The organism is Vibrio sp. RM-69-4 (genome assembly GCF_024743775.1).
Classification (GTDB): domain Bacteria; phylum Pseudomonadota; class Gammaproteobacteria; order Enterobacterales; family Vibrionaceae; genus Vibrio; species Vibrio anguillarum.
Genome location: NZ_JAMQXI010000048.1, coordinates 35048 through 53168 on the forward strand (window position 1 = coordinate 35048; position 18121 = coordinate 53168).

General features: G+C 45.7%; 17 protein-coding genes. 13 read left to right on the plus strand and 4 right to left on the minus strand.

Going from position 1 to position 18121, the window contains the following annotated elements:
- Nucleotides 1-98 precede the first annotated feature (98 nt).
- The gene (locus NB504_RS06855) at nt 99-1835 is read right to left on the minus strand and encodes a SulP family inorganic anion transporter (protein ID WP_050934249.1); all 1737 of its coding nucleotides are present in this window, start codon (nt 1833-1835) and stop codon (nt 99-101) included.
- 216 nt (nt 1836-2051) lie between these two features.
- On the opposite strand from NB504_RS06855, the gene NB504_RS06860 reads away from it, so the two are divergent.
- Nucleotides 2052-2708 carry an HAD family phosphatase gene (locus tag NB504_RS06860; RefSeq protein WP_258428547.1) on the plus strand — a complete coding sequence of 219 codons (657 nt, stop codon included), beginning with the start codon at nt 2052-2054 and terminating at the stop codon, nt 2706-2708.
- A gap of 139 nt (nt 2709-2847) precedes the next feature.
- Here the strand turns inward: NB504_RS06860 and NB504_RS06865 are convergent, their stop codons facing one another.
- The 3 genes from NB504_RS06865 to NB504_RS06875 form a co-directional block, all read right to left on the minus strand.
- Nucleotides 2848-4083 carry a RidA family protein gene (locus NB504_RS06865; RefSeq protein ID WP_170889194.1) on the minus strand — a complete coding sequence of 412 codons (1236 nt, stop codon included), beginning with the start codon at nt 4081-4083 and terminating at the stop codon, nt 2848-2850.
- Between the two features lie 446 nt (nt 4084-4529).
- On the minus strand, nt 4530-5756 hold the full coding sequence (locus tag NB504_RS06870; RefSeq protein ID WP_258428548.1) for a DEAD/DEAH box helicase: 1227 nt from the start codon (nt 5754-5756) through the stop codon (nt 4530-4532).
- A gap of 45 nt (nt 5757-5801) precedes the next feature.
- Entirely contained in the window at nt 5802-6554 is a 753-nt protein-coding gene (locus NB504_RS06875; protein WP_017046832.1) for a UTRA domain-containing protein, read from the minus strand.
- 212 nt (nt 6555-6766) lie between these two features.
- On the opposite strand from NB504_RS06875, the gene NB504_RS06880 reads away from it, so the two are divergent.
- From NB504_RS06880 to NB504_RS06935, 12 genes are all read left to right on the plus strand, one after another.
- On the plus strand, nt 6767-7828 hold the full coding sequence (locus NB504_RS06880; RefSeq protein ID WP_258428549.1) for an ABC transporter substrate-binding protein: 1062 nt from the start codon (nt 6767-6769) through the stop codon (nt 7826-7828).
- 9 nt (nt 7829-7837) lie between these two features.
- A complete protein-coding gene (locus NB504_RS06885; protein WP_258428550.1) occupies nt 7838-8641 on the plus strand; it encodes an alkaline phosphatase family protein in 804 nt (267 codons plus the stop codon).
- Entirely contained in the window at nt 8641-9540 is a 900-nt protein-coding gene (locus NB504_RS06890; RefSeq protein WP_026027756.1) for an ABC transporter permease subunit, read from the plus strand. Before NB504_RS06885 ends, NB504_RS06890 begins: the two co-directional genes overlap by 1 nt.
- The gene (locus NB504_RS06895; RefSeq protein WP_010318639.1) at nt 9527-10330 is read left to right on the plus strand and encodes an ABC transporter permease; all 804 of its coding nucleotides are present in this window, start codon (nt 9527-9529) and stop codon (nt 10328-10330) included. Before NB504_RS06890 ends, NB504_RS06895 begins: the two co-directional genes overlap by 14 nt.
- Nucleotides 10327-11376 (plus strand): ABC transporter ATP-binding protein, encoded by a 1050-nt coding sequence (locus NB504_RS06900; protein ID WP_017046834.1) that lies wholly within the window; start codon nt 10327-10329, stop codon nt 11374-11376. Before NB504_RS06895 ends, NB504_RS06900 begins: the two co-directional genes overlap by 4 nt.
- A 4-nt stretch (nt 11377-11380) precedes the next feature.
- Entirely contained in the window at nt 11381-12040 is a 660-nt protein-coding gene (locus tag NB504_RS06905) for an HAD family phosphatase (RefSeq protein WP_258428551.1), read from the plus strand.
- A 91-nt stretch (nt 12041-12131) separates the two neighbouring features.
- Entirely contained in the window at nt 12132-13094 is a 963-nt protein-coding gene (locus NB504_RS06910; RefSeq protein WP_017049314.1) for an HlyD family secretion protein, read from the plus strand.
- Nucleotides 13094-14020: an ABC transporter ATP-binding protein gene (locus tag NB504_RS06915; RefSeq protein ID WP_258428552.1), complete on the plus strand. Its 927-nt coding sequence runs from the start codon at nt 13094-13096 to the stop codon at nt 14018-14020. Before NB504_RS06910 ends, NB504_RS06915 begins: the two co-directional genes overlap by 1 nt.
- Nucleotides 14017-15114 carry an ABC transporter permease gene (locus NB504_RS06920; protein ID WP_013868268.1) on the plus strand — a complete coding sequence of 366 codons (1098 nt, stop codon included), beginning with the start codon at nt 14017-14019 and terminating at the stop codon, nt 15112-15114. The genes NB504_RS06915 and NB504_RS06920 overlap by 4 nt, the downstream gene beginning before the upstream one ends.
- Nucleotides 15115-15164: 50 nt before the next feature.
- The gene (locus tag NB504_RS06925; protein WP_017046839.1) at nt 15165-15539 is read left to right on the plus strand and encodes a rhodanese-like domain-containing protein; all 375 of its coding nucleotides are present in this window, start codon (nt 15165-15167) and stop codon (nt 15537-15539) included.
- A gap of 154 nt (nt 15540-15693) precedes the next feature.
- On the plus strand, nt 15694-17247 hold the full coding sequence (locus NB504_RS06930; RefSeq protein ID WP_258428553.1) for a cryptochrome/photolyase family protein: 1554 nt from the start codon (nt 15694-15696) through the stop codon (nt 17245-17247).
- A 98-nt stretch (nt 17248-17345) separates the two neighbouring features.
- Entirely contained in the window at nt 17346-18104 is a 759-nt protein-coding gene (locus NB504_RS06935; protein ID WP_026027758.1) for an EAL domain-containing protein, read from the plus strand.
- The last annotated feature ends 17 nt before the right edge of the window (nt 18105-18121 follow it).

The following is an 18121-nucleotide window of genomic DNA, read 5'->3' on the forward strand; positions in this document are numbered from 1 at the left end:
TCATGATTGAATGGGATTTCTTACATCTTTTCGATACTCAAGAGCTCTTTATCTTTTATTAACGAGAACCAATATTATTAACGAGAGCCAACCTTATTTTAAATAGCAGCCGCAATTTCACCTTCAATATCCTTTTGCGGCTCTTTTTGTACTGGTGGAACTTGCCCTTCTTCTACAGCGTGTTGGTAACATCCACTTAGCTTAATGGCTAAATACATGTCCGCACGAATCACCACGCCGCCATCACCCGTTGAAATTCCAGCGATCTCACACCATTTTCTCAAACTGCGTTTACGCCCCGCTAGCACTAAACGAATACCTCGTTTTTTCAGAATGCTTTGCACGTCCGATAACATCGCCATGACGCTTAAATCTAAATGGGTAAAACTCGACACCGCATCAATAATCACACACCCCACACTCATGCCCGCCGATTCAGTGTGAAATAAAATACGACGTTTAAAGTAAGGCGCATTGAAATAAGTCAGCGGAGAGTTGAAACGATAAATCACCAAACCCGGTATTGGTTTCGCCTTCGCTGACGTATCAATCGTGCGAATCGTGCCTTTATCATCCAAACCCAATGTTTGATCACTTGGCCGCATCACGGTGCGTAAAAATTGGAACAGACCCAGTAATACCGCAAGAGTGATGCCGGGGATAACGCCAATGACCAATACAGCGATGAAGGTTAAGCTTGCCAAATAAAAGGCGTCTTTATCACGCTTGTGTAAACTCCAAATCCCTTTCAGATCCAACAACGAGATAGACGCGATAATCAACACCACCCCCAATGCAGCAATCGGAATGTATTGTAGTGGCTGATACGCCACAATCGCGACAAATCCAATCACAATCGCTGCAATAATCGAAACTAATTGCGATTTTCCACCATTAGCGTCATTCACCGCCGTACGTGAATCCGCCCCACTGATGGCAAAACCTTGTGAAAATGCAGAAGCAATATTAGCTAAGCCAAGCGCGCGAAACTCTTTGTCGGCGTCAATATCGTAACCATTTTTTGCCGCAAAACTGCGCGCAGTGAGCATCATACTGACAAAGCTCACCATCGCTAAGTTCAAAGCGGGCATGACTAATTCACGGCTCACCCCTAGATCAAATAGAGGGGTTTGGAATATCGGTAACCCACCTTGGATTAAACCAACGACTTTAACGCCAAGATGTTCAGCGCCAAAAAACCACACCCAAAATGCAGCAGCGATGATAGCCAACATCGCTGCTGGCCAATTGGGCCTGACACGCTTACACAGAAAATAAACCACCACTGTCAGCGCACTTATCAATAAGGTTTGCCAATGCAAATCAATCAGCAAGGATGGCGCTTCCACGATACGCTCTAGTAGATATTGCTGCTCATATTTCAGCCCAAATACTTTAGCAAATTGACCCACGATAATGGTCAGAGCAACACCGTTTAACAACCCAAGTAGAATAGGGCGAGAGAGAAAATCGGCTAAAATACCGAGTTTGAAACGACTGGCCAGCAAACACCATACACCAGTCATTGCCGTCATTGTCATGACCAACTGCCAGTGTTTGAGAGGATCGCCCATCGCCAGCGGTGTCACTACCGCCGCAATCACTGCGCAAGTTGCCGCGTCTGGGCCTAAGATCAACTGCCTAGACGTGCCAAAAATCGCGTAAACCAACATCGGCAATACGCAGGAATATAAGCCGACAATCGCACTTACTCCAGTGAGCTGCGCGTACGCTATCGCGACAGGCAGTGCAACCGCAACCACAGAAAGCGCCGCACGTACGTCATCCATCAACCAGCGTGTTTCATAGTCTTTCAGTTGGTGTAAACCCGGCATCCACTGTTGTACAAATGCACTATTCAAATTGCTTCCCCCTCTTCTCGCAACAAGGTTTTCACATTAAGCATAACTCATTGCTAACAAACTAGCGCTTATAATTGGCTGATTTTATTGAAGTATGAGAAAAAGAAAAAGTGCAGGAAAAAGATCGCCTCCATAGGTCGACTTATGTGAAAATAGCCCACTCCATTTCACTCGCCTAAAGTTGTACTTATGAAATTTCAAGCTGCCATTTTTGATATGGATGGACTGTTACTCGACACGGAACGTGTCTGCCTTACAATATTCGAACAAGCTTGCCACGCAGTTGGCGTCCCATTTTTAAAAGAGGTTTATCTCTCGGCTATTGGTCGCAATGCGGCAGGCATTGAACAAGCACTGCGCGCAGGCTACGGGCCAGAATTAGACTATCCGGTATTGCATACGGAGTGGCGTAAACGTTACGATGCCGTGGTGAAACACCAGGCGATCCCAGTGAAAGAAGGGGTTATCGAGTTATTACAATGGTTAAAAGCCAATCGTATTCCTACTGCCGTCGCAACATCAACCCAAAAAGACGTGGCACAAATTAAGCTGCGCCTTTCAGGCCTTGAGCAATACTTTGACTCGTTCACAACTGGTTGTGAAGTGACACATGGCAAACCCGATCCTGAGATTTATCTACTCGCTGCGCAACGTCTTGGCGCTGAACCAACCCAATGCTTAGCCTTTGAAGATTCTAATAACGGCGTGCTATCCGCCGTGAGTGCGAATATGATCACCTACCAAATTCCTGATCTCGTCGAACCCAGTGAAGAGGTTTTGGCGCTTGGACACCAAGTACTCCCCTCACTACATCACGTTTTAACGGCCCTAAAAAACAGTAATTGATCGGTTTTTCATACGCCGCCTGTTTGATTTCGATTGCCATAACTAAACAGCGTGATATTGGTATTGCAATTACAGATAGCTAACAAGTAACAAGGGGATATCATTGATACCCCCTTCTTTAGTCAATAAGAAATATTCGTTAATGTTTAGGTGGTGTACCTTCACAATTAGAAACCACAGCATCAATTTGTATTAACGCATCCATAGGCAGCTCTGAAACACCAATCACGGTTCTCGCAGGTAGCTTATGGTTAAAGAAGGTTGTGTAAACTTCATTGACAATATTAATGTCATCCATATTTTTTATTTGAATATTGACTTTAACAATATCATCCATAACATGCTCAACACTTTCTACAATATTCTTTATATTTTCTAAACACTGCTTAACTTGTTCTTTTATTCCACCAGCAACAACTTCATTATTTTTTGGAGATAAAGGTAACTGACCTGAAATATGATTATAATGAGAAAAAGCAACAGAGTGGGAATAGTCGACTTCAGGTGCATTCACGGTATTATTTGCTTCAATCACAAGTAAGCGAGTATCTTCAGGAAGCTGTGGCGGTGTACCATCACCATGTGACACAACAACATCAATTTGCACCAATGCATTCATAGGCAAGTCAGCAACACTAACTAGGCTTCGCGCAGGTACATAACTTGGGAAAAATTGTCCACAGACTTCATTGATGGCTTCTGCATCAGATATATTTTTAAGAAATATCGTTGTTTTAACGATATCAGCCATCGTATGACCAATACTTTCTAAGATAGCATTAATATTATTCAAACACTGTTGACTCTGTTCTTTAATACCACCTTGTACTATTTCTCCCGTTTTAGGTTCAATCGGCAATTGAGCCGAGAGGTTATTATAATGAGAGAAGGCCGCGGTTTGAGAGTATAGACCTTGAGGTGCATGCTCAGTATTCCTTGACACTTTGATGAGCTCACAAGGCGCTTGTGGAGCAGTGCCTTCACCGTTTGAAATAAGAGCATCAATTTGCACTAAAGCATCACTGACAGGTAAAGCCGCAACCGCCGCTATGGTCACTGTAGGAAGCGGCCCCTGAAAAAAAGTGGGGTATACTTTTTTGATGGCATCAATATCTGAAATATTCTTTACAAAAATATTCATTTTGACCACATCATCCATAACGTGACCAATACTTTCTACGATAGACTGTATATTATTCAGACATTGCTTTGTTTGGTCATTTATACAACCAATAACAATTTCACCTGTTTTAGGATCTATCGGTAGTTGTGCTGAAATATTATTATAATGAGAAAAAGCGACAGTTTGTGTAGAGACAGCACATATAGGTGCATTTTCTGTGTTTCTTGAAACCTTTACAATATCGGCAGCCATATCGAAATTTATCCTATTATTAGTAGAAATACGAATTTATATTTAATAAGTGTTTTTTGATAAAACAATCAAAGTGGCGAAATGGTAAGTTAAAAAATTTTCAGTAAATGTGACATATATTAAAATATTATTTGACTAGAAAGTCATCGCTTATATTGATAATGATTGATTAACGACTAATTATCCACAATCGTGTTAATAACGTGGATTAAAGAATATTTATCCTAGAAATGATTCTAAAATTGTGAATATAATCTCATGAAACTAAATACTGCATTTTCTTGATTTAGTCCAATAATGATAGGTTGTTCACAATAAGCTGCTGAAAATTTACACATAAACTCGATTAATATGCCATTTCAATCGTGATAAATGCATAAATTTCCTGAGCCACTTAGTTTCCTTACTCCATCAAAATGCACAATAGCATGCGTATATTGAGCTACTTAATGGCTTGTTTTCTGTTGAAACTGCTTCACGCTGCGCTTTTGAGCACTGCGGCGGTTGGCTTGCTTATCGCGCGGTTTGCGCTTCGGTTCACCGCTGGTCGGTTGGTCTGTCACTGGAAAATCGCTCAATGCCTGCAGCGGTAAAGCGCGCTGCGTTAAGCTGCGGATAGCCTCCAGCGCTTGGCTTTCACCATGGCAGACCAGCGAAATCGCCACACCACCTTGACCAGCACGCGCTGTGCGGCCAACGCGGTGAATATAAACTGGCGCACTAGGCGGTAAATCAAAATTGATCACAACTGGCAGCGTGTCAATGTGAATACCACGCGCCAGTAAATCGGTGGCCACCAGTACATCCACTTGATTCGCTTTGAAATCGGCTAACGTTTGCTCGCGAATAACTTGATCTTTTTCACCATGCAAAGCCGCCGCACGAATACCCGCTTTGAGTAATTTTTTCGCGACCGCGTCAGCACTATCACGAGCGCTAATGAACACTAATACTTGCTGCCCAGCCCGCTGCTTAATCAGAGCAATTAATGCTTGTGCTTTACTGCCCTTATTCACGAGGTAGAGCTGCTCTTCAATTTCTTCCACCACTTGATTGGCTTGATTCGCCTCTATCTTTACCGGGTTACTTAACACGGCCAATGCCATCTGTTCGAGATCGGCGGCGAGTGTGGCGGAAAACAGCAACGTTTGTTTGGTTTGGGGCATAAAACTGAGCAGGCGTTGTACATCCGGCCAAAAACCCATCTCTAACAGTCTGTCAGCTTCATCTAACACCACACAGTGCATCGACTCCAATGAGATCAGTTGCCGTATGAGTAAATCAAGCAAGCGGCCCGGTGTCGCGACGATTAAATGCGGTAATTTGGCCAACTGCGCAAGCTGCTCTTCTTGGGCCACTCCCCCGCATAAAGTGCATAAGCTAATGCCCATTTTGCTTGCCACGGCACTCAGCTCTTGGCTGACTTGTTGTGCTAATTCACGGGTAGGAACAATGACAACGGATTGAATTTCAAGAGTATTAACTTCAATCCGTTGCAGTAAAGGCAAACCATAAGCTAACGTTTTACCACTGCCCGTCTGCGCGAAGGCAAGCACATCTTGCCCAGAAAGTACGGCTGGAATAGCCAATTGTTGGATTTTGGTCGCCGTGTGTCGCGACGCAGGCAGCGCAGCCATCAAAGGGGCGCTTAAGTTAAGCTTAGAAAAATTCATAAACGACTAGCAGGGTGAAAAAGGTTGCGCCGAGTCTAAAGCTATTCATTCTCCATCACAACTGTCGATACGGATCAGGACTGAATCTGGCCGCCAGTACTCAAATTCGCAGTCCATGATCTCGCCATCTTGTTTGTAATTAACTCGACAAATTTTCATTACAGATTGGCCAGCAGCCAAGTTAAGGGCTTTTGCCACATGAAGAGGCGCAGCCGTAGGGATCACCTCAAAACGAGAACGCGTGGTGATGTAACCGTATTTTTGCTGATAGAGATGCGTTAACGAAGCGGTTAAATTTTCCTCTAATATCTTTGGAAACCACTGCGCAATCAGGCAGTTTTCGACAAACAGTACCGCTCGCCCGTCAATCGAGCGCAACCGTTCAATAATATGAATGGGCGTAATTCGGTCAATATCCATCGCTCTTGCATACTCACGAGAAGCCATCACGCTGCGTACCGCAACTAGCTTAGTTTCTGCGATTCGGTGCTGCTCGCGGATCATCTGGTGGAAGTGGCAACGCGATAGCGGGTTATAATGAATTCGCGCCGGAGAGACAAACCAGCCACGCCGCTCTTCTCGGTAAATCAACCCTTCGGTTTCCAGTGAAACCAAAGCGTCTTTAATTGTAATGCGCGTTGTATTAAACAATTCACTCAATTCACGTTCAGATGGCAGTTTTTGTCTGTCGCTCAGCATCCCACTGCAAATTTGCTCACGAAGGGTGCCTTTAATATTACCAAGTTGGGTCTTTTCTAAAGGAGCATTTGCCACTGGCAAAGGGCTGCGAAATCTCATGCGTGACCTAGTCCAATATTATACAGAGTGAATAAACGTCTTTTAGACTACTTAAGGCAGATAACAGATTTATGACAGGCTAATTGATTGAATTTGAAATAAAAGTGCAATAGAAAATCATCAAAAATGTCAAATAACTACACCGAAAACGTCACAGTTCTTCCCTAGGATAAAAATCGAACTTACTGACCTAGTCCAGAAGGATAGCGACAATGAAAACCTTATTTACCCGCGCAACGGCTGCCACAGCACTTGCGCTGACTCTTTCAACTTCGGCTTTTGCTAAAGAGGCTGATTTACAATCTTTGATCAACGCAGCGAAACAAGAAGGCCAAGTGTACAGTGTTGGTATGCCCGGCAGTTGGGCTAACTGGCAAGACACGTGGAGCGATTTAGGTAAGATTTATGGCCTAAAACACCAAGATACGGATATGAGCTCAGCGCAAGAAATTGCCAAGTTTGAAGCCGAAAAGAAAAATGCGACCGCCGATATCGGTGATGTTGGCTTTGCATTTGCTCGCGTGGCGGTGAAAAAAGGCGTAACTCAAGCGTACAAACCGAGCACTTGGAATGAGATCCCGGACTGGGCCAAAGATAAAGATGGCCACTGGGCTCTGGCTTATACGGGCACCATTTCATTTATCTCGAACAATAATCTAGTCAAGAATGCGCCAAAAACGTGGAACGATTTGCTCAAAGGCGATTACAAAATCAGTATTGGTAATGTCGGTGTTGCTGCGCAAGCAAATAATGCCGTACTAGCCGCTGCTTTTGCTCATGGTGGCAGTGAAAAGAACCTCGATCCGGCAATCGAATTTTTTGCCAAACTCGCCAAGCAAGGGCGCTTATCATTTACAGACCCAAGTATCGCTAACCTCGAAAAAGGTGAAGTTGAAGTGGCCGTATTGTGGGATTTCAACGCCCTAAGTTACCGTGACCAAATTGACCGTAACCGCTTTACCGTTAACATTCCGCAAGATGGTTCTGTGATTTCCGGCTACACCACCATCATCAATAAATACGCCAAAAACCCAAACGCGGCCAAGCTAGCACGTGAATACATCTTTAGCGATCAAGGCCAAATCAACCTTGCACAAGGCTATGCTCGCCCGATCCGCAGCAACGTTGCACTGCCTGCTGCGGTACAAAGCAAATTGATTGCTAACGATCAATACCAGAACGTGAGCCCAATTAGCGACTTTAATGCTTGGGAAAAATCAGCTCGTCAATTGCCACGTCAATGGCAAGAAAATGTCATTATCCACCAGCAGTAAGAGGCAACCATGAACAATAAGGTGATCCTTGTTGTTCTTGATGGACTCAATTATTCCGTAGCCCGTGATTGCATGGGCTACTTAAACGGCTTAATTGAGCAGCAAAGAGCAACCTTATACTCCCTACAATGTGAATTGCCTTCGTTATCGCGTCCTTTGTATGAATGTCTACTCACTGGCGTAAAGCCTGTCGAAAGCGGCATTGTTCATAACCACATTGTGCGCCTTTCACATCATCAATCCATCTTCAGTTTGGCAAAAGAGCAAGGGCTGACAACAGCCGCAGCGGCGTATCATTGGATCAGCGAGCTCTATAACCGCGCGCCTTTTGATGCAACGCGCGATCGTTTTACCTGTGATAAAACACTCAATATTCAGCATGGCTGTTTTTATCACTGGGATCACTATCCCGATGAAGCACTGTTTTTAGACGCCGAACACTTACGTCGTACTCATCAGCCTGATTTTTTACTGATCCATCCAATGAATATCGATGATGCTGGACATAAGTTTGGCCTTGATTCAGGACAGTATCGTAATAGTGCACGCATGGCCGATGCGCTGTTATCTCACTTTTTAGAAAGCTGGCTAAACGATGGCTACCAAGTGATGGTGACCAGCGATCACGGCATGAACAATGACAAGTCACACGGCGGAATATTAACCGAAGAGCGCAACGTCCCGCTGTTTGTATTGGGCGATCAATTTTCGCACCAAGCTTGTGAGATCAAACAAACTGAGCTCTGCGGCCTATGCTGCCAACTGCTTAATCTTGATCACAATAAGCCCTTTTCTGCGGAGTGCTTAGCATGATCAGTAGCCAAGTAATTAGCAAGCCTAGCGCCGTGCTGAGCCAATCAACGCACTGGGCACGCAAACTCAAACCTGCGTTATGGCTTACTCCTTTTGCGCTGTTTTTCTACTTATTTCAGCTCGCCCCCATGCTGTGGGTTTTGTTCAACAGCTTTATCTCTGACGATCAATGGTCACTGGACCATTATCGCGAAATCTTCAGCTCATCCTTTATTTTGCAAGGGTTGGGCAATAGTTTGTGGCTCGCCATATGGTCCAGCGTCGCGGGCCTTGCGATTGCGGCAATGTTGGTCGCCTCCTTACGCCGAGTCGATGGCAAGCTGCGCGATGGTGTGATCGCCTTTACCAATATGAGCAGTAATTTTGCTGGCGTCCCTTTGGCATTCGCTTTCATTATTATTCTTGGGGTCAACGGCGCACTGACTTTGCTGCTAAAGCAATACGGTTTGATTGAAGAGTTCAACCTGTATGGCAAATGGGGGCTTCTGGCGATGTATATCTACTTTCAGATCCCTCTTGGCGTGCTGCTGCTCTATCCTGCATTTGATGCGCTCAGTGATGACTGGCAAGCGGCGGCGTCTACTCTGGGCGCCAACGGATGGCAATATTGGCAGAAAATCGCCTTGCCTGTGCTTTCACCAGCCCTACTCGGTACCTTGATTATCCTGATCGCCAATGCGATGGGCGCGTATGCCAGCGTCTACGCACTCACATCCGGCAACTACAACGTCATTACGGTACGCATTGCCAGTTTAGTGGCGGGAGATCTGTTCTTAGAGCCCAATTTGGCCGCCGCCATTTCCGTGGTATTGATGCTAATTTTAGCCTTCATTACTGTGATCAATCAGTGGCTAATTGCGAAAAGCTATAGCGCAAGGAACACCCATGCAAAACGCTAATCCTACCCTTGATAAAATCACCTTTCATAAAAGTGTGGTCTATTCCATCGTGGGAGTGATGTTGCTGCCCATTTTAGCCACCTTGGTTTATTCCTTTTCTTCACGCTGGGGCGCAACGATTTTACCCGATGGCTTCACCTTTGACTGGTATCTCAAACTGCTGACCGACCCTCGCTTTCTCGATGCATTTGGCCGCTCATTGCTGATTGGCATCGCTTCTCTGACACTCAGCGCGGTTTTGATTATTCCGGCGATCTTCGTGGTGTTTTACTATTTCCCTCGTCTCGATAAAGTGATGAACCTGCTGATTTTAATCCCTTTTGCAGTGCCGCCTGTCGTCTCTTCAGTTGGATTACTGCAACTGTACGCCGATAGCCAATTTCCAATTGTGGGTACACCTTGGATTTTGATTGGCACTTATTTCACCATTGCGCTGCCGTTTATGTACCGTGCAATTGCCAACAGTTTTGAGGCGATCCATCTACACGATCTCATGGACGCCGCGCACCTGCTCGGCGCAAGCACCAGCCGTGCTTTTTTACTGATCGTACTGCCAAACATTAGAAAAGGGTTGATGGCTTCGCTGTTTCTATCCTTCTCTTTTCTACTTGGCGAGTTTGTATTTGCGAACATTCTGGTCGGCACGCGCTATGAAACCTTGCAGATTTATCTCTACAACATGCGTCAGACTAGTGGTCACTTCACCTCCGCGTTAGTGATGACTTACTTCCTATTTATCTTTTTACTGACTTGGCTCGCCAGTCGTTTTAGCCGAGGATCCACTCAATGAATTCCACGACCCACACAACCTCTCGCTCTGATTACGTCCACGTCGCCAACCTCACCAAACGTTTTGGCAACAATACCGTTTTTGAAGGGATTGAATTTTCCATTGAGCAAGGGGAATTTGTCACGCTACTTGGCCCGAGCGGCTGCGGAAAATCGACCTTATTGCGCAGTTTGGCTGGCTTAAATCCCGTCGATGACGGCGAAATTTGGGTCAACGGTGAAAACATCACTAACCAAACACCACAGCAACGTGGCATTGGAATGGTGTTTCAATCCTACGCTCTGTTTCCGAATATGACGGTGGCTGAAAACATCGCCTTTGGCCTCAAAATGCAAGGGCAAGACAGAGCTTACATCGCGCGCGAAGTACAAAAAGTGGTCGAACTGGTTTCGCTGATAGGGAAAGAAAAACACTATCCCAACCAGCTCTCGGGTGGACAGCGCCAACGCGTCGCTTTAGCTCGCGCCTTAGTGGTCAAACCGCGTATTTTGCTACTTGATGAACCCCTTTCAGCACTGGATGCCAAAATTCGCAAACACTTGCGCCAGCAGATCCGTGATATTCAAAAAGAGCTCAATCTCACCACCGTATTTGTAACCCATGATCAAGAAGAGGCGATGATTCTCTCTGATCGTATTTTTTTAATGCACCAAGGTGAAATCGTTCAGCAAGGCTCCCCAGAAAGCATTTATACTCAGCCAGCCAATGAGTTTGTGGCTGGTTTTATGGGCCATTACAATTTAGTAGAGGCGGCCACCGCCAAGCAGTTGTTTAACATAGACACGGCTTGGAAAGTGGCTATTCGCCCCGAATCCATCTACGTCAAAGAAGCTGGGCGGAGCTATGGTGCCCATGTTTCTGCGCCGCAACATGGCACCATCAAGCATCACCAATTACTGGGTAATGTCATTCGCTACCATGTGGATGTGCGAGGCTGCGAGCTCACGGTCGATTTACTCAATCGTTCATCAGAGCGATTATTTGCCACTGGCAGTCAGCTAGAATTACTGTTTAACCTTAACGAAATACAACCTGTGAGAGCCTAAATAGATGCCGACACCTCTATACGTTTTTGATATGGACGACACATTGATTGACGGCGACTGCGCAATGATTTGGAGCGAATATTTGGCCGATAAGGGCATAGCGAGCGACCCTGATTTTGTCACGCAGGATAGGCTGATCATGTCACGCTATGCCAGCGGTGAAATGGACATGGAAGATTACCTCGATTTTGCGATGCAACCTTTGCTCACCCTGACCACAGAGCAAGTCCAGCGCTTAGCGGACGATTGTGTCGCTACACGCATCGTACCTAGGCTATTTCCTCAAGCCAAAGCACTCATTAAACAGTTAACGGACGAGCGTATTCAAATGCTCATTATTTCGGCGTCGGTCAGTTTTTTGGTTAAAGCCGTCGCTCGTAAAATAGGCGTTGCAGAGGCGATGGGTATCGATATGGTCATAGAGAACAACCATTACACCACGCATATTTTGGGAACACCCACCTACCGAGACGGTAAAGTCACTCGCTTAAATGAATGGCTAGCTAAGCGCCCACAATACGTGGGTCAAGTGCATTTTTTCACTGACTCGATCAATGATTTACCTTTGTGTCTACACGCCGATTTCACCTATTTGGTCAACCCATGCACGCGTCTCATCCAATACGCTCAGCCCCAACAATGGCCGATATTAAAGTGGGGCTAATCACATCCTCTACTTTTGATGAACCATGTAGCTTGAGGCGCTGGCGGTAAACTTCTAGTATGAAGACAATAAGTTAACCGAGCCTCTCGCCATGAGCATGAAACACCGCATTGCCTTTATCTCTCTTTTACTGTCAACTCTCAATGCTTGCTCGCCGGAAAATAGCGCGCAAGCATTGGGCACTTTAGAGCGAGACCGCATCACTTTTTCCGCCACCGCCAATGAGATCATTCGCGCGCTTCCTGTCGCGGAAGGCAGCGCAGTGCATGCTGGCGAAGTATTGGTTCGACTGGATACCAAAAATCAGCAGGCGGTGCTGGCCCATGCACTCGCAGAGGCGGCTAAAGCGCAAGCGTATTTGCTCAAACTGAGCAATGGTGAACGCCAAGAAGACACGGCGGCCGCACAAGCCAAAGTCAATCGCGCGCAAGCCAAACTGACAGAGGCGTTGCAAAACTTCAAACGTGTGGAAGAACTGGTTGGTAAAAAGCTCCTCAGCCAATCAGAAAAAGACAGCGCCACCGCCACGCGTGATGCCGCTCGCGCCGAACTCGATTCTGCAAAAGAAGAGTTTGCTAAGCTCACCGCTGGCACTCGCCCTGAAGATATTGAACAAGCGCAAGCGGCGCTGACCGCCGCCAAAGCCGACGTCTCACTGCAACAGCAAAAGCTCGACGAGTTAACCATTGTCGCAACCCGCGATGGAATTTTGGATAACCTCCCATACAACTTGGGTGAGCGCGTCCCAAACAACGGCATTGTCGCTATCATCCAAGCCAGCCGCATCCCTTATGCTCGCGTCTACGTTCCCGCACCACATCGTTTAGCGGTCGTGCCGGGCGCACAGTTTCCAGTGCATATCGACGGTATAAAAGAGCCGCTGCAAGGCACTGTGCGTTGGGTGGCAACGGAACCCTCTTTCACGCCTTACTACGCACTGACCGAAAATGAACGCGCCCGCTTAATGTATCTAGCCGAAGTGGATCTGCCCGAATCCGCGCAATCGCTCCCTTCTGGCATTCCGGCGCAAGTCGATTTAGCGAGGCAAAAATAGTGACTGAACTCGCCATTCACGCCCGTAATGTGGTCAAAAGATTTGGGGATTTCACTGCGATTGAAGGCATCAATCTGAGTGTCCCCAAAGGAACCATTTACGGTTTTCTCGGCCCAAATGGTTGTGGCAAATCGACCACAATTCGCGTGCTCACGGGTTTATTAAGCCCTACCTCCGGCAGTGTTGATGTGCTGGGGTTAGCGATCCCAAAACAATCCGAGCAATTGCGCCTAAAAATTGGTTATATGACACAAAAATTTTCGTTATACGATGATTTAACCGTCGAGGAAAACCTACAATTTATTGGGCAAATTTTTGGTATGCCGCACAAAGCATTGGCACAACGACTCAATGAACAGTTGTGCACTTATGGGCTTGATCAGCGCCGAAAACAACGCGTAAGTGGGATGAGTGGCGGCCAAAAGCAGCGCTTGTCACTAGCAGCAGCCACGATGCATAAACCTGAACTGCTGTTTTTGGATGAACCAACGTCGGCGGTCGATCCTGAAAATAGACGGGAATTTTGGGAACAATTGTTCGATCTTTCAGACCAAGGCACCACCATTTTGATCACCACTCACTACATGGATGAAGCGGAACGCTGCCACCGTTTAGCCATCATGGAATCGGGTTTAATTCGTGCAGATGGTGAGCCAGAAACCTTAATGAACACGATGGGCGTCAACATTGTCGAAGTCCGAGCCCATAATTTGCGCCAATTAAAAGAAAAAGTCATGGCTCGGGCGGAGGTTCGCTCTGCTGCGCAACTTGGCATCCGCTTGCGGATCCTTATTCATCAACAAGTCACACAACCTATCGCGTGGCTAAAAACAACCTTCCCTGAACTGGCTGAAGCTGAGATGAATCTAGCTCGCCCAAGTTTGGAAGATGTCTTTGTCACTGTGACTGGCAAGGGGCGTCAATGAAAGCACTGTTTCGAATGAAAGCGGTGATGGTGAAAGAGATACGCCAACTCTCGCGAGACAGAATTACGTTTGGCATGGTAGTGATGATCCCACTGATCCAGCTGTTGCTATTTGGCTTTGCCATCAATACTGACGTACGCAATATTCCGATCGCCATCGTTGATCAAAGTGAAAGTACCCTCGGACGGTTAATTGTAGAGTCAGTCAAAGCCACACAGGTTGTGAGCGTCAAACACACTTTTGCCACAGCAGAGCAAGCTGAACATGCGATTGAACAAGGTAACGTGAGAGCAGCGCTGATCCTGCCAAAAGATCTCACCCAGCGCGCGGTGCAAAAACGCGTGTTAGGTCAGTGGATTGTTGATGGCTCCGATACGATGATCAGTGCCTCCATTTTAGGTCTGCAATCCATGCCGCTGACCGATTTTGATTTTGACATTCGTCCAGCTACCGTCAAAACCTTTGAAGTCACGCTGTTTTATAACCCCACTCGCCGCTCTGCGGTCAATATCGTACCCGGTTTACTGGGGGTCATTTTAACCATGACGATGATCCTCTTCACCAGTGCCGCGATTGTGCGAGAAAAAGAGCGCGGCAATTTAGAACTGCTGATCACCACGCCAATTCACTCTATTGAGCTTATGGTCGCCAAAATTGTGCCCTATATTTTTGTCGGATTAATTCAGGTCTTCATCATCTTGGGCTTAGGGCATTTTATTTTTGACGTGCCCATTAATGGTGCGATCAGCCAAATTCTCTTCGGTACACTGCTGTTTATCGCCGCCAGTTTGACCTTAGGTTTGGTGATTTCAACCATTGCTTCCACTCAACTGCAAGCCATGCAAATGACTGTTTTTATTTTACTGCCTTCGATTTTACTTTCTGGATTTATGTTTCCCTACGAAGGCATGCCAGTCGCAGCGCAGTGGATTTCTGAAGCGTTGCCTGCGACTCACTTTATGCGCATGATCCGCGGGATTGTGTTGCGCGGTGCTAACCTCATGGATCTATGGCGAGATGCGCTATGGATGTTGAGCTTTACCGTCGGTGGGATTATCGTCGCGTCGTTGAGATTTAAGAAATCCCTTGATTAACGCCATTCACATTTGAAGGCTAATTTTTAAGCCAAAAGAAGGAAACTAACATGTTAAAGTCACTGATGACCAAAGCGTTATTGTGTGTAGGCCTGATCTCCAATACCCCAGATGCATTGGCATCAGAGCGCTCAACGATAGCATGGCAATGGATTGAAAATGGCGCGCTTTTAGTCGATGTTCGAACCGCAGCAGAATTTGCAGCTGGCCATATTGAAGGTGCGCTAAACTACCCACTTGATACTGTTAGCAGTGCTTTTTCTCACATCGATAAACAACAACCGATTGTGGTTTACTGCCGCAGCGGCAATCGATCGGGCCAAGCCATGGCCTATTTACTCGAGCAAGGATTCACTCAAGTACATAACGGCGGCGGTTTAGAGGAAATGATCATTCATCCTTCGGCAATAAAGCCACTCAATTGATGTTAGCCTACTCACATTCACGTTATCGCTCTGTTTGTTCTTAATTGGCTCTCAAAGCGCAACAGAAAGACAGCGCTTGTTATTCGGCAACAATGATCGATTTTTTGATTGGAACGTAGAAGATGTTCGATAACCAATCTCAACGGTATACAGCATGCGAACGTACAAAACCTTACGCTTGATCCTAGGCGATCAGCTCAATATCAAGCACTCTTGGTTTAACAAAACGGATGATTCCGTACTGTACGTGATAGCTGAACTTAAACAAGAAACAGGCTATGTAAAACATCACATTCAAAAAATCTGCGCCTTTTTTGCCGCGATGGAAGCTTTTGCCGAATTATTGCAAAGTGAGGGACATCAGGTTCTCTACTTGACCCTTGATGAAACTGCCGATTATTTGCAGCTACCACCATTGATTAGTGATCTGTGTCATCAGATCAACGCAGAATACTTTCACTATCAGCGACCTGATGAATACCGAGTTTGGCAACAGTTGCAGGAGCTAAACCTCTCTCATGCACAAGTGACTTGTTTTGATACTGAACACTTTTTATTGCCTTTTGACGAGATCACTCAGCATTTTAATACCAACAAAACCACTATTATGGAGCCGTTTTATCGCAAAATGCGTAAGCGATTCGGTATTCTTCTGCAAGATGATCATCAAATGCCTTTGGGTGGACGTTGGAATTTTGATCACCAAAATCGCAATAAGCTCAGCGTGCAAGACATAGAAAACCTACCCAAACCACTTAGCTTTCAAAACGATGTCAGTGCAATTTATAACCGTTTACAGCATCATAATATTCACGTTTTCGGCCTGTATACTCCTTCATTGTTATGGCCGATTAACCGCTCACAAGCACTGTCATTATTGGCCCACTTTTGTCAGTACGGCTTGCCGCTGTTTGGTCGCTTTCAAGATGCAATGACGGCAAAGAGCCCACACCGTTGGAGCCTCTACCATAGCCGGCTCTCTTTTGCACTCAACTGCAAACTACTATCGCCTGCAGAAGTCATTCAAAGTGCACTCATGCGATTTGAGAATGACAATACGATGGATTTAGCACAAATCGAAGGATTCATTAGGCAAATTTTGGGCTGGCGTGAGTACATTCGAGGCATTTATTGGGCGAACATGCCCCAATACGCCAAGCACAACGCCCTTGACGCTCAACGACCTCTTCCTCACTATTATTGGACAGGGGATACTCGTATGTATTGTGTTAAACAAGCCGTAACTCAATCACTGGAATTTTCCTACGCACATCATATCCAACGTTTGATGATCACGGGTAATTTTGCACTCCTATCAGGTTGCGAGCCGGATGAGGTGGATGACTGGTACTTAGGTATTTATATTGATGCATTGCAATGGGTAGAAATGCCCAATACCCGAGGTATGGCTCTGTTTGCTGATGGGGGAATTGTTGCTACCAAGCCTTATGCCGCAAGCGGCTCTTACATCAATAAAATGAGTGATTACTGCAAAGATTGTCACTACCAAGTAAAGAGCCGTAGTGGTCTAAATTCATGTCCATTCAATAGTTTATATTGGCAGTTCATGCTCACTCATCGTGAACGGTTAGCCAAAAATCCAAGGATAGGCATGATTTATAAAAATTGGGACAACACAGAAAACGCCACTCAACAAGCAATCTTAGCTCAAGCTCAATACTATCTACACCATATTGAAGAGCTGTAGTTCGTCGGTTTACTGGTCACGTTTTGATTTATGCAATTTGGTGAGCACGCTGCAAGTAACTATAATCATGCTATTCGATTAAATATCAGTGAGTGATTATGCAACAACAGCAAGTCCATATGGACCAACGTATTTGCCAGCAATGCTCAGAAAAACAAAGCTTGCCTTTTGACTTCACCATGGCTTTCCAACCCATAGTTAACGTTGCAGATAACACCATCTTTGGCTACGAAGCACTCGTACGAGGTCTGAATAATGAATCGGCTTACTCCATCATTGAACAAGTCAGTGATGACAACCGATACCGCTTTGACCAACTTTGTCGAATCAAAGCGATTAAACTCGCGGCTAAACTAAAACTGTCAGGTATTTTGAGCATTAATTTTTTACCTAATGCCGTTTACCAACCAGAGCGCTGTATCCGCACCACATTAGAGGCAGCAAAGCAGTTCGGTTTCCCGACAGAACGGATCATGTTTGAATTTACTGAGGTGGAAAAAATCGTAGACACAGCGCACATAAAACGGATCGTCGCTTATTACTCCAACCTAGGATTTACTACCGCGATTGATGATTTCGGTGCAGGCTACGCCGGGCTTGGGCTATTGGTTAACTTCCAAACTAAAATAGTAAAATTAGATATGTCACTGCTGCGTAATATCGATCAAGACATCACGAAGCAAGCAATCGTCCGTCATACTGTCGCAATGCTCATTGAGCTAGGGATTTGTCCACTCGCCGAAGGTATTGAAACTCAACAAGAAATGTTATGGCTAAAACGACTTGGCATTGAACTCATGCAAGGCTACTATTTTGCGAAACCTGAGTTTGAAGCGTTGCCTACAGTGACGTTTTGAACCATAACATCAGCCTC

Bases quoted from the DNA above. Each gene is read 5' to 3' on its own strand.
- NB504_RS06905 (WP_258428551.1), top strand. From the start codon at position 11,381: ATGCCGACACCTCTATACGTTTTTGATATGGACGACACATTGATTGAC.
- NB504_RS06925 (WP_017046839.1), top strand. From the start codon at position 15,165: ATGTTAAAGTCACTGATGACCAAAGCGTTATTGTGTGTAGGCCTGATC.
- NB504_RS06855 (WP_050934249.1), bottom strand. From the start codon at position 1,835: ATGCCGGGTTTACACCAACTGAAAGACTATGAAACACGCTGGTTGATG.
- NB504_RS06865 (WP_170889194.1), bottom strand. From the start codon at position 4,083: ATGGCTGCCGATATTGTAAAGGTTTCAAGAAACACAGAAAATGCACCT.
- NB504_RS06880 (WP_258428549.1), top strand. From the start codon at position 6,767: ATGAAAACCTTATTTACCCGCGCAACGGCTGCCACAGCACTTGCGCTG.
- NB504_RS06885 (WP_258428550.1), top strand. From the start codon at position 7,838: ATGAACAATAAGGTGATCCTTGTTGTTCTTGATGGACTCAATTATTCC.
- NB504_RS06910 (WP_017049314.1), top strand. From the start codon at position 12,132: ATGAGCATGAAACACCGCATTGCCTTTATCTCTCTTTTACTGTCAACT.
- NB504_RS06860 (WP_258428547.1), top strand. From the start codon at position 2,052: ATGAAATTTCAAGCTGCCATTTTTGATATGGATGGACTGTTACTCGAC.
- NB504_RS06935 (WP_026027758.1), top strand. From the start codon at position 17,346: ATGCAACAACAGCAAGTCCATATGGACCAACGTATTTGCCAGCAATGC.
- NB504_RS06900 (WP_017046834.1), top strand. From the start codon at position 10,327: ATGAATTCCACGACCCACACAACCTCTCGCTCTGATTACGTCCACGTC.
- NB504_RS06920 (WP_013868268.1), top strand. From the start codon at position 14,017: ATGAAAGCACTGTTTCGAATGAAAGCGGTGATGGTGAAAGAGATACGC.
- NB504_RS06895 (WP_010318639.1), top strand. From the start codon at position 9,527: ATGCAAAACGCTAATCCTACCCTTGATAAAATCACCTTTCATAAAAGT.
- NB504_RS06930 (WP_258428553.1), top strand. From the start codon at position 15,694: ATGCGAACGTACAAAACCTTACGCTTGATCCTAGGCGATCAGCTCAAT.
- NB504_RS06875 (WP_017046832.1), bottom strand. From the start codon at position 6,554: ATGAGATTTCGCAGCCCTTTGCCAGTGGCAAATGCTCCTTTAGAAAAG.
- NB504_RS06870 (WP_258428548.1), bottom strand. From the start codon at position 5,756: ATGAATTTTTCTAAGCTTAACTTAAGCGCCCCTTTGATGGCTGCGCTG.